9 protein-coding genes are annotated in these 12,400 nt (G+C 45.6%); 3 read left to right on the top strand and 6 right to left on the bottom strand.

From position 1 onward, the window contains the following. Positions 1 to 360 precede the first annotated feature (360 nt). The 3 genes from HC643_RS26010 to HC643_RS26000 all read right to left on the bottom strand — a co-directional run bounded on the left by HC643_RS26010 (position 361) and on the right by HC643_RS26000 (position 2,516). Complete coding sequence (locus HC643_RS26010; RefSeq protein ID WP_038098513.1) at positions 361 to 1,587, bottom strand: glycosyltransferase; 1,227 nt, start codon at positions 1,585 to 1,587, stop codon at positions 361 to 363. A 61-nt stretch (positions 1,588 to 1,648) separates the two neighbouring features. After that, complete coding sequence (locus HC643_RS26005; RefSeq protein WP_072040840.1) at positions 1,649 to 1,990, bottom strand: MATE family efflux transporter; 342 nt, start codon at positions 1,988 to 1,990, stop codon at positions 1,649 to 1,651. A 217-nt stretch (positions 1,991 to 2,207) separates the two neighbouring features. Continuing rightward, entirely contained in the window at positions 2,208 to 2,516 is a 309-nt protein-coding gene (locus tag HC643_RS26000) for an ArsR/SmtB family transcription factor (RefSeq protein ID WP_038098517.1), read from the bottom strand. Positions 2,517 to 2,966: 450 nt separating this feature from the next. Between HC643_RS26000 and HC643_RS25995 the strand changes: the two genes are divergently transcribed. Both HC643_RS25995 and HC643_RS25990 read left to right on the top strand, forming a co-directional pair. Continuing rightward, on the top strand, positions 2,967 to 3,083 hold the full coding sequence (locus HC643_RS25995) for a photosystem II reaction center protein I (RefSeq protein WP_072040841.1): 117 nt from the start codon (positions 2,967 to 2,969) through the stop codon (positions 3,081 to 3,083). Positions 3,084 to 3,293: 210 nt separating this feature from the next. After that, entirely contained in the window at positions 3,294 to 5,804 is a 2,511-nt protein-coding gene (locus tag HC643_RS25990; protein ID WP_050046854.1) for a DUF3769 domain-containing protein, read from the top strand. A 2-nt stretch (positions 5,805 to 5,806) separates the two neighbouring features. Here HC643_RS25990 and HC643_RS25985 read toward each other — a convergent pair whose 3' ends face one another. The 3 genes from HC643_RS25985 to HC643_RS25975 all read right to left on the bottom strand — a co-directional run bounded on the left by HC643_RS25985 (position 5,807) and on the right by HC643_RS25975 (position 8,772). After that, complete coding sequence (locus tag HC643_RS25985) at positions 5,807 to 6,319, bottom strand: SH3 domain-containing protein (protein ID WP_050046855.1); 513 nt, start codon at positions 6,317 to 6,319, stop codon at positions 5,807 to 5,809. Between the two features lie 31 nt (positions 6,320 to 6,350). Then, positions 6,351 to 6,614, bottom strand: coding sequence for a hypothetical protein (locus HC643_RS25980; RefSeq protein ID WP_050046856.1), 264 nt, complete (start codon positions 6,612 to 6,614; stop codon positions 6,351 to 6,353). 409 nt (positions 6,615 to 7,023) lie between these two features. Continuing rightward, positions 7,024 to 8,772: a hypothetical protein gene (locus tag HC643_RS25975; protein WP_038081887.1), complete on the bottom strand. Its 1,749-nt coding sequence runs from the start codon at positions 8,770 to 8,772 to the stop codon at positions 7,024 to 7,026. Between the two features lie 102 nt (positions 8,773 to 8,874). Here HC643_RS25975 and HC643_RS25970 point away from each other — a divergent pair, with 102 nt between their 5' ends. Next, on the top strand, positions 8,875 to 12,144 hold the full coding sequence (locus HC643_RS25970; RefSeq protein ID WP_167844755.1) for an alpha-mannosidase: 3,270 nt from the start codon (positions 8,875 to 8,877) through the stop codon (positions 12,142 to 12,144). The last annotated feature ends 256 nt before the right edge of the window (positions 12,145 to 12,400 follow it).

Genomic DNA, 12,400 nt, shown 5'->3' with positions numbered 1-12,400 from the left:
CCTCGTTCCCAGGCGGAGCCTGGGAATGCTTTACAGGAGGCTCCGCCTCCTGTTTACTTAGACGATAAAATAATTCTTTTTTTAGAATGATAAGAAAAATGATAAAAATCTTTAACTTATACACCGGAGTGTGCGTCCTCGCCTGCTTGCAAAAATTGGCTTTATTAAGCTTGTGTAAAGTTAAATAATTGTTAGCTTACTTACTAACCATTAGCTAATAAAGTATTACTTTTTACTATAAATTTTTTATAACTCATATCAAATACAAATATTTCTTTACGTCTATTACAGTAATTACCACATCTTAGTTCGTAATTAAGTTCGATTAAAACCATAAGCAGCATGAGTGCGGAACCCGCTTCAAAATGAGTTTTGGGGGGCGGCAGTTATCAAGCGCCGAGCGGCGGCCTGTGCGCCATCGCTGCGTACTGCGGTGGCGATGGATTGGGCACGGGCAGCCACGTCGGGTTGGAGTGCGTGCCTGAGAGCGCTCATCAGGGAGTCGGTGGTCGGTGTGCCGGGAGCGTGCGCGGTTCCGATGCCGAGGTGGTGGATTCGTCGGGCCCAGTAGTGCTGGTCGTACAGCTGGGGGATGACGACTTGGGGCGTGCCTGCTTGCGCGGCGGCGGTCGTGGTGCCTGCGCCGCCATGGTGGACGACGGCCGCGACGCGTTTGAACAGCGTCTGCTGGTTGACCTCGCCGATCGCTAGGCAGTCGGGTTCGTCGTCCACGAGTGACAGGTCGGCCCACCCGCGAGACACGATCGCACGGCGTCCGATCGCACGGGCCGATTCGATCGTCACCAGGCTAAGGTCTTCCGACGCGCGGATGCTGCCGAAGCCGAAGTAGACAGGTGGTTCGCCGGCGTCGAGGAACGTCTCCAGCTCGGGGGAGAGCGGACGCTCATCCGGCAAGATCCAGGCTCCGGTCTGGAACACAGTCTGGTCTACGGGATCGGGCCAGGGCCCCAACGTCGGGTCGGCGGCCAGCCAGGGTCGGTCGGTGAAGATGTGGCTGCGGACATCAGTGACTGGGGCCAGACCGAGTGATGCCCGATAGGAGTTGAGCGCGACGCCGAAGGTGGCGTTGAAGCGTTCTGCATCCCGCGCCCATATCTCCGGATAATCTACCGATGCGGGTGTCGGCATATCGCCGCCCAGACCCAATGGGGGTGGCGCATGGTGTGGCGATGGCAGGACTATCGGGCAGTAGGCGGCGAAGACGTAATAGATTCCCATTCTCTCTGCCACCGAGCGAGCGGCGATCTGTAGAGCTGTTGCTCCCACGATCGCGTCGCAGCCTTGGGCTGCCGCCGCGATCGTCTCGAATTGGGTGGCGACCGTGGCTTGGGCCAGCTGACGCCGGCGCTCGGGCGAGGGTGGGGCTGCTGACGGGCTGGCTTTCCCGGTCGAGCGCAACTCGGGTCCGATAGGCGTGACAGGCATTCCCAGGCTTTCGATCCAGTCGCGGAAGTCGGGTGGCACGCACAGGCGGACCTCCTGACCGAGGGCCCTCAATTCCAACGCCAGCGCCACTAGCGGCTGGACATCGCCCCTCGACCCGATCGTCGATAGCAGCACGCGCATCAGATCTCTCCTCTAGTAGGGGTTGTCTTATTAATCTTATAAATTTCCTCCCCTACTTAACTTAAACAAAAGTATTAAAACTATTAGCTAAGGATACGATGGTTTCTTCTTGACCAGTAAGCAGGAGAATAGAGTCATAATGCCAAATGACAAACATCATAGGTAAGGAAAGGGTTGCAGCTAACCAAACACCCTGACTGGCCGCACGACAGATTCGATCTATCTTGACAGCCCCAAAAGCGTTTGCAACACTCGCACCTACTGCTGAAAGCGCAGAACGACAAACAGAAGCTAAGGTGGAAAATGTTACTGCACTCAAGGCACCTGCAACTAAAGTTTGACCGTTCAGTAAGCCCATCACCATCCCATCTAGCAATGGAATGGATGCCTCCAATATTTGCACAATAACAGAGGTATTGCCAATTGCAAGCTCGCTTGAACTTCCATCAGAAGCTCAGGCGTAAACTTTCTTGAAGTTGACTCCATTTAAATAAAAAAACTTAAGTGATGTGGCAAAAAATTACACATAAGTACGTTAAGTTATATTAATACATAAAGTAGAAATAAGGAATAATTTTGGCAAAAAAATTGGCTGAGATAGGCAGATAAAGAAGTTTCAACTAGCCCCGCAAAGTTTTAAGTAACTCCAACTGTTTTTCTTTTTCCTCAAGTCGGACAGACAAGCTTTGATACACGAGTTCACAGAGTTGAAAAATCACGGGATCGGCAATTTCGTAAAAGACATTAGCTCCTTGTGGCGATCGCATTACGACCCCTGCACTTGAAAGTATTTTGAGGTGTTTGGAAGCATTAGCTTGACCGAGCTGAGTTAGCTCAATAATTTCAGTCACATTTTTAGGACCCGATTTGAGACAGCATAAAATCTGAAGGCGACTCACTTCTGAAAGAACTTTAAAATAATCAGCCATCTGTGCTAGGGCTGATGGAAAAGTTTCCACTACCACTATTTGCTATTCCTCATGAAACCACAACCAATCCCGATATTACCATTTGAGAATATAGTGTTGTAAAGGAAACCACAACTGGGATGGGGGACATCTCCAACCGCTAAGTCCCAATTCCTAATTTTGGTTTCGGAAACATCCACTTTAACTAAACGTCCATTCACTAGAGACATCAATCAAGTTACAACTTAGAATTAAGGAGCATTTACAAGTCGAACTCATTTGTCAACGGTCAACTCCCGGAAACATGGGATAACCGCGATCGACACGAGCGCAAACCTATTTTTTATCCCCAATGTCCAATCTCCAATCCTCAATCTCCGAAAAATGAACCAGATTTGGGTAAGATAGTAAAGCTATCTTTTCTGCGTTGCAGATACTGAAAGCCACTCAAGCCCACAGGAGATATCTAAAATGCTGACTTTAAAAATCGTTGTATATATAGTTGTTGCCTTCTTTGTTGGTCTCTTCATCTTTGGCTTTTTGTCAAATGACCCTGCTCGTAACCCCGGTCGTCGGGATTTCGAGTAAAGTCACGACAAATCGTCCGCGATTGATTGCCGGAAGGCTTATACATTATAGCCTGCGGGCGCTTGTGTCAAGTGGGAAATCCACCCAAGCTTGTGTCCCCCTCCGGGCGGCTTGCCTAAATTTGTGTAAAAGGCAAAAGTCGGAAGGCAAAAAGTGTATTGTCCTTCCGGCTATTTATTGGCTGTTTGTTAGCTAGTTTTTACGATTGATATGCTTCATCCAGTGTTGCCGCCCGAACCTCTTCCCATCGTCGAACCCGTACAATCAGCTAATTCCACCACTCCAATGGTCAGCGAGATTGGCTTGAATGCCATGTCGGAAAAGACATTGGAAAATCAGGAAAAGTCTGAGGGAAGACGGGAAAAACTCAATTTTCAAACAACTCGGAACACTTCAACTGAAAACCAGTTACAAGTTGCTCAAACACTGCCTGCACCCAGTCAGCCAGAAACTTTTCCACCTGAATTTTCGCCTGTTACCGTTTCAAAAAGTGCGGCTTTTTTAGGTGAAAATCTTTCTATTGGTTTTCCCCTACAGCAAGTTCAATCTTTACACCCCAATCTCGGTGAGAACCCCGCTACGCAAGCGAAAGTACTACCAAAATCACTGAAACTTAAGAATTTATCCCAACAGCAAACAGCATCGGTAGAAGAATCAACCCAGCCACAAAATCAAAGCCCTACAAACCCCGAACAATCTCCAAATCGCCCACCAGTACAAATAGAATTTAAAGTCCGTGGTGAAGAAGACACTCAACCCGCTCCAAACCAAACTCAATCGGTTCTTGAAAAGCAAAATAACACCACAACACCACAACAAAACCAACCATCCGGTACAACTTCTGCTCCTAGCACCCCGACACCAGGAGAACGCATTGTTGAAGTCATTTCTGACAGACAACAGTATGACGAGCAACGGCGGGTGATTACGGCTGAGGGTAACGTGGTTGTTAGATTTGATGGCGCTGTTGTGGATGCCGATCGCGTGCAAGTTAACATGGATAACTTGATTGCTGTTGGCGACGGCAATGTTGCTCTCACACGGGGAGACCAAGTTCTGCGCGGACAGAAGTTTACATACAATTTTATTCAAGATGATGGGGAATTACTGAACGGCAGTGGTGAGGTTTTTATCCCCAGTGCGGGTCAGGATTTAAGTTTTTTACCTACGGATGTGACGACAGGGGGAGTCCCAGCACGTCCTCTGAGCGATCGCATCAGACAAAATCAACCATTGCAAGCAGGTAGCTCCGGTGGGCTGAATATCAACTTGGGAGGTGGGGGAGGTGCAAGCAACATACCCGTACCAAAACAGGGGGGACAAGTCAGACGAGTCCGTTTTGAAGCAGGAAGAATTGATTTTTACGCCCGAGGTTGGCAAGCGCGAGATGTTCGTCTGACCAATGACCCTTTTTCACCTCCTGAATTGGAAATTAGGGCAGATACGGTTACCTTGACAAGGGAAGCACCTTTACGCGATCGCATCAAAACACAAAGACAGCGTTTGGTATTTGACCGAGGATTCTCCGTACCAATTCCCAAGAACGAGCAGGTGATTGACCGTAGAGAACGTGATGTCACGCCAGGATTGTTCTCAATTGGTTATGATGGCGACCAACGGGGAGGGGTGTATATTGAACGGAGTTTTAAACCTATAGATACAGAAGGAGTCACCTTCAGTCTGACGCCTCAGTTTTACCCCCAAAAAGCAGTACAGGGTGGCACGGAGAATCCCGCATCGCTGTTTGGTATAAAATCAACAGTGAGAGCTATCGTGAGCCCACGGACATCTTTAGAAGGTTCTGGATTGTTAACCAGCTTCGACCTTAACGATCTAGAAGATAACCTCAGAGCGAGCGTGCGACTGCGCCAATTGCTGTTAGACGAGCAAAAACCCCACACTCTCACACTGGAATATAGCTATCGCGATCGACTCTACAACGGGACTCTCGGCTTTCAAACCGTGCAAAGCAGTTTTGGAGGTATTATTACCTCTCCCATCATTCCTTTAGGAAAAAGCGGTCTTAACCTCAGCTATCAAGGGGGTGCTCAATTAATTGAAGCAAATACAGATCGCCAAGACTTGCTAGAAGCAGATCGTAGAAACAATCGTGTCTCCCTGACTCGCCTGCAAGCCAGTGCAGCCCTTAACGGCGGCGTGACACTGTGGCAAGGGAAACCATTACCTGCTACACCCACTCAAGGATTGCGGTATACAGCGAATCCAGTTGTTCCTTACGTACAAGCGTTTGGTGGATTAACTGGAACCACCAGTCATTACAGTAGTGGAGATAATCAAAGTACCTTGTTTGCAACCGTTGGTTTACAGGGTCAATTCGGTCATTTTTCTCGACCTTTCTTTGACTACACCGGCTTTGTAATTAGCTATTCCCAAGGTCTAAACAGTGGTTTATCTCCCTTTTTGTTTGACCGTTCCGTTGATAACAAAGTACTGAGAGCGGGGATTACTCAACAGATTTACGGACCATTTCGTTTTGGATTTGAAACCTCAATCAATTTAGACACTGGAGAACGCGCCAGTACAGACTACGTAGTGGAATACAGCCGCCGTACCTACGGAATTACCTTGCGTTATAACCCCGTACAGCAATTAGGCGGTATCAGTTTCCGAATCAGTGATTTCAACTGGAGTGGTGGAACCGATCCTTTCTCCGATCCCAATGAAGTTAAGCCAGTTGTTGGTGGTGTTAGACAGCAATAGTGTCAGTTGTTCTCTTCTGTACCCGTTGAGGATGGCGACGAAGTTGGTAAAGGTGCTGTGTTATCAGTACTGGTTGTCACAAAATCGCTGCGTACCCAGCCTTTAGTACCATTCTTGTCAACCTGAACTCGATACCAAGTGTTACCATCATCTCCGGTTTTTTCACTCAAAATTGTCACTGAATCACCCGATCTACCCTTGTGACGGACTTTAGCGCTTTTTGAAGCTCTATTGCGTACATTAATGCGAGAACCTGGTTCAATCGATGTTAGTGTTGCTGACTTATTAACACTTTCTGTTGTGTCTTCTTCTTTTGGTGTTGGTGTAGGGGTTACAGGTGGTTCAGTTGTTGTTGGTGTAGGAGTTGCAGGTGATTGAGTTGTTGTTGTTTCAGGTTGGCTCGTAGCTGATGTTGCGGGTGTGATGGTTGGTAAAGCAGAGGTTGTGCTTTCTACTTGAGGTTTCGAGCAAGCTGTTATCGCCAGCAACAAGACAAATAAAAACTGTTTTCTCATAGTCTAACTTTAATTAAACGTCAATTTTATATTACATAGCGTTTTTGAGTTCTCCGTAGATTTTTAAGTGTCTCATGTTATTAGACAGTTCCGGTACTGTGAAAAAGTCGGTGGGGTAGCCTCCGTCCTCCCCAGACTTGCCATAGTAATTGTAGAACTCAAAGGTGCCAATTTGCTTGAGAATAGGAGCCAACTTCGGGTACTTGTCAGAGCGATCGCAGCTATTAGTTGTACAGCTAGCCTTCACTAAAATCAAAAATTCCGGTGGATAATCTACTCGGTTGCTCCAAACCATATAACGCACGTTGCTAGCCGTAATTTGCACTCAAGAAAAGTAGCTTGTATTTTGTATCAATAGGACAATACTATTTACTGTCAAAATCTAGTTACATAAGTATAAACCAAGCTGCTAGCGATAGTACTTAACCAACTAGCAAAGCTACATTATTCTCTTGTGATTGATACTTTCTTAATTTTTTTCTTTCCGTGTAATACACGGAAAAACTCCGCGTTTTTTGTCGTTATACCGATAATATTGCCGCGCCTAGAACCATTATCTTGGCACCTGTTAGGCTGTAATGCTTATTCTTCCGTTAAGCGATGCCTTCGGCACGCGAAGCCTCTCCATAAGGAGATAGGGCTAATAGCTAATGGTCAAAAAGCAATTAGCAATTAGCAATTAGCAATTAGCAATTAGCATCTTCTTACTTCCCGTGTAAAAGCCCTTTAAAAAACAGAAAAATGTTGACAAGAATCCGTTCCAACCAAAGTATGGCACGGTCTAACCATTCGAGTATGAATTCTAGAGGGTGTTTTACATAACCGATTGTTCTGGCACTCGTTTCTATCCAATCTGGCTTTGCCTCAATAGCCTCAGTTTCGCGATAGGATTTGGTGGCTTCCCCTGTCGTCTTTTGACTGTCAAAGTCTGTGATTTGGGAGTCAAAATTCCCAACCATTAACTTTTGAAAGGACGAAGAACTATTTGTCCCGATTCTCAATTTTTGACGACTGTTGTGATTCCTGCGTTTTTTAGCTGATTGTGGTAAGCCAAGATCTGATATTTGGCGGTTTACCGAACCTAACATTTTCTTTAGCTTTGAGGTTTTGCTTTGAAAGTAATGCCAGATATTTTCCCTTTCGGAGAAAGTTTCAGGAAGAGTGAAATTTGTGTTTGAGGAAGATTCACTTATTTGTGGTTCGCGATTGACTTCATAAATTTGTGGTGAATGATTAAACAAGTCATCCATTGTCAGCCAAGGATCTACTGTTTCACCATCTTGGAATTGAGAGGTTTCAGGTAAAGCTTTAGATGAAGGCGACTGTCCTGAGAATTGAAATTGCCTGTGAAGTTTACGCTCTTCGGGTAATGACCGATCGCTACTGATTGATGGATCGGTTTGCTCGAAACTTTTGTTACGTTGTTCCCCAAAAAAGTAATGAATAGCTTCCCAAATTAAGGATAATACATTTGCTGTTTGATTTTCTCCAACTTCCGTTGATAATACTTTTTCTTTGTTGGTAATTGATTGATTTTTACCATAAAGAAATATATTTAACTGAGTTTGAACGATTTGCAGCAATTCCGAACTAGTACGAGATATTGGAACTAAAGTAGTAGCTTCTAATTTGGCAATAGTTTCGTCTAGGATTGCGAGCCCTTGAAGTGAAATTGGCAAGGACTTCGGTGTAGTTGTGTCTTCGGCGATCGCTTCTGGAAGTAAGACAGGTTCATTGTCTTGTTTACCAGAAATTAGCTTATTTAACAAGCGATCTATTTCTGGTAATAATTGTGCCTCATCTAATGTTGTTTCTATAAGATTTACCTGCTGTGATTCATAAGTTCTCAACTCCTCATAAATCCGATTTTGCAATTTTTTCTGCTGCTGAAATGTCAAAACGTCTAAAATTTCATTATTGGCAGCAACCAGCACTAAATTGCGGTTTGCCAAATTTGAAGCGACTCCCTGAATGTATTGGGAGTTGGCAATTTGGAGTTGGGAACTGGGGCTTGGGGATTGGGGAGTCGGGGAATGAAGAACAAAGGGATGGGGATAGTGGAAAATAGGAAAATAGCGAGATGGGAAGAAACGCTTGTCCCTGTCTCCCTGTTCCCGTGTCTCTTTATCTTTAAATTGCAGGGTGGGTACGACTTTTAAAACTCGCGCAACAGCATCGTCAGCAGATTGAGGCGACGGCTGTTGTGAATCAGTTGCATGACCTTGTAAGCGCAAACTACGTTTTTCCTCAGCCGTATTGAGCTGTCTGTTGGATGACTCGACAGCTTTTTGGATGAGCATATATACTGAATGGAGAAGACCTTCTATAGACCAACTGGTAGTGACTTGTATTTGCCGTACAGTGCGCTCGAACTGTTCGCCCCAGCGCCGAGATTGTTGGTGGAAGAAGTTAAATAGTCTGCTTTGATAACGACCAGAAGAAGCAGAAGGCATGGTAGTTAATTTTTGTTGAGAGTTTTATGAGTAGCCCGACTCCCACAAAACAATAGACGAAAGATTGTTGATGTTTGTCAGTTCTCTCATATTAGCGGAAATATGACATCTCCCGTATCTCAAGCCGATACTAAATCAATTTCTGACGCGATCGCAAAACTGCGTTCTTGGAGTCAGGTAAATATTCTGCCTTCGTGGCGATGTTTTGAAGGTGACTTGAGTGCAGTTGAGGTAACTGCATCCGATCTATCTTCTTGGAACTTTGCCAAGCTGAATCCAAAAGGACAAATTACTTGGGCTGGAGGTCAAAAGGTTTTATGGCTTTTACAAAAATTAATCATTCCTGAGGATTTACAGGGTTATCCCTTAGAGGGTTTGTGTTTGCGGCTGGCGCTCGTTTGGTGGGCTGATTCTGCCAAAGTTTATGTGAACGGACAGTTGATAGTTGAGGGGGATTTATTTGATTCATTTCCCAGAGTGCTTTTGAGTAAAGGGGTAACGCCGGGAGAGGAATTGACGGTAGCGTTGCGTTTGGTGAGTCCGGGTCATTGTGATGGTGCGTTGGTGAAGTCGCAATTGGTTTATGAATCTAACAACGATGGTTCTGTGGAACCTGGTTTTGTGGCTGATGAGTTGGCTGTTGTGGAGCGTTGTTTGGAGTGTTTTGAGCCTGAAAGGTTGGATGCTTTGAGGGTTTTTATTGAGGAGTTGGATTGGAAGGGATTGAACCGCAAAGACGCGAAGGGCGCGAAGGAAGAGTTTGAGGAGTTGTTGTCTGTTGTTCGTCAAAAACTTCGAGGATTTAAAATCCAACATCTAAAATCCAAAATTTTTTTGTTGGGTCACGCTCATCTCGATCTAGCATGGTTGTGGCCTGTGAATGAAACTTGGCAAGCTGCACAAAAAACTTTTGAATCAGTTTTGAGTTTACAGGAAGGTTTTCCTGAGTTGATTTTCTGTCATTCTACTCCGGCTCTTTATGCTTGGATTGAGGAACACCGTCCGGATTTGTTTGGTGCTATTCAACAGGCGGTGGCTGATGGGCGTTGGGAAGTGGTGGGTGGTTTTTGGGTTGAACCTGAACTGAATTTGATTGCGGGTGAATCTATTGTTCGTCAACTTCTCTACGGTCAACGCTACGTATTGGAGAAGTTTGGTAAGTTTTCTAGTGTGGTATGGGTTCCTGATAGTTTTGGTTTTTGTGCAACTTTGCCTCAGTTTTTAGTGAATGGAGGTGTTGAGTATTTTGTAACTCAGAAGTTGCGGTGGAATGATACAACTCGATTTGAGCATGGTGCTTTTTGGTGGAAGTCTCCTGATGGAAGTGAAGTCTTCAGCTATATGTCTGCGTTGATTGGTGAAGGTATCGATCCTGTGAAGATGGTATCTTATGCTTGTGAGTGGCGATCGCAAACGGGGTTAGTTGAATCTCTATGGCTTCCCGGTGTGGGGGATCATGGGGGCGGACCGACTCGCGATATGTTGGAAACCGCCCGTCGCTGGCAAAAATCTCCCGTATTTCCCGATGTTGAATTTTGTACTTCTGAAAGTTACTTGCAGCAAATTAAGGGACAAGGAGAAAACAGGGACACGGGGGATAAGGAAGAAGTTTCTACCGTGTCTACCCCCTCTCCCCCCTCTCCCCCTCTCCCCCTCTCCCCCTCTCCACTCCCCACCTGGGAGGACGAATTGTATTTGGAATTCCATCGGGGTTGCTACACAACTCACAGCGACCAAAAACGCTGGAACCGTCATTGTGAGGGGTTGCTCTATCAAGCAGAACTTTTTGCAGCTTGGGCAACTTTAAGTGTTGGCGCAAGTTATCCGAAGTCCGAGCTAGAATTTGCATGGAAAAATGTTTTATTCAATCAATTTCACGATATTTTGCCCGGTTCTTCTATTCATCAAGTTTATGTGGATGCATTACCAACTTGGCAAGAAGTGGAACGAGTTGGTAGTAGTATCGTGCAACAGTCTTTGAATGCGATCGCATCCCAAATCTCTCTACCGACACCTCCACAGCCTGAAGCACAACCAGTTGTTATTTTCAATTCTCTCAATTGGGTGCGATCGCAAATCGTTGAACTTGAGTTTCCAGAAGAGGATGATGAGCGCCGGGATTGGACGATATATAATTTGGACGGTCAAGAGGTTGAGTCTCAGAGCCGTTTTATGGGATTTAGACGCGAACCAAATGGTGATGAAATACCAGTAAAGTCAGTTTCGTTTTTTGTCAGTGAGATTCCTGCTTGTGGTTATCGTGTCTTCTGGTTGTGTCCGTGTAAACCTACTTTGGAGTCTCTCAAACCATTTGAAGAGTTCGTTTTAGAAAATGAGTGTTTGCGAGTGACAATTGACCCAGAAACGGGAGATCTGTCCAACGTTTTTGATAAAACCAATCACCGTGAAGTTCTCAGTGGATTGGGAAATCAACTCCAAGCATTCCAAGATAGCGGTCAGTACTGGGATGCTTGGAATATTGACCCAAATTATGCTCAACATCCTTTACCACCTGCGGAATTGTTAAGCGTTCATCATTTAGAAAGGGGTGCGTTGCGAACCCGCGTGCGAGTGGTGCGAAGAATAGGTCAATCAACGTTTTCGCAAGATTACATTTTAGAAAAAGAGTCTGCTGTTCTCAAGATAGCAAACAAAGTGAATTGGCAAGAAAATCATGTCTTGGTAAAGGTGGCTTTTCCACTAAACTTAGAAGCAGACTTTGCGACTTATGAAATTCCCTGTGGGGCTATTCGTCGGACAACCAAACCGACAACTCCAGCAGAAAAGGCAAAATGGGAAGTTCCCGCATTGCGTTGGGCTGACTTAACGGAAATCCAAAATCACTACGGTGTCAGTTTGCTGAATGATTGTAAATACGGTTACGACAGCCAACCCAACCAACTCCGCTTGACGTTGCTACGCAGTCCCAATTGGCCCAATCCGGAAGCAGATCGAGGTTATCATGAATTTACTTATGCCTTATATCCTCATGCCCAGAGCTGGGAAACAGCCAATACAGTAAAACGGGGATATGAATTAAATATACCCTTGCAAGTGCTGGTACTGAATCCACAACAGCAAAATCGTCAGAGTTCTTTACCACCAAGTGGTAGTTTGTTGAACTTATCAGATGAGAATTTAATCTTGATGGCTTTCAAGCAGTCAGAAGATGACCCAGAACAGTGGATTCTCAGGTGCTATGAATGCCATGGGAAAACAGCAGAGTTAGAATTGCAAAGTGACTTGGGTTTGACTTTGGATGAGCCAGTAGACTTACTGGAACGTTCCTTGAATTCTCACGAGCAGAACAAATGTACTGTAAAACCCTGGAAAATCATCAGCTTTAAGATAGGTAATACCGTTTTCAGATAAGTAAAGTCTGGACTCACTGCCTGCGCGGACTTCTTATACTAATCCTATATGAGGTTGCGCTTAAAATTCCCTCACATTAGAAATGTGGACGGCAGGCGCTACAACGGGGGGGACCTCCCGCAGTCGCCTCAACGGGGGGAACCCCCGCACGGCGCTGCTCTGGGCAACGCGCTGCCTCGGCTATACAAACAAAGCCTGCCTACACAGGCTAATTAGATGCATCTTTATACAGAAATGGTATGATTAAATCGTGATT

The organism is Tolypothrix bouteillei VB521301, from assembly GCF_000760695.4.
In the GTDB taxonomy this organism is placed as follows: domain Bacteria; phylum Cyanobacteriota; class Cyanobacteriia; order Cyanobacteriales; family Nostocaceae; genus Scytonema; species Scytonema bouteillei_A.
This window is presented reverse-complemented; position numbering and strand designations above follow the sequence as displayed.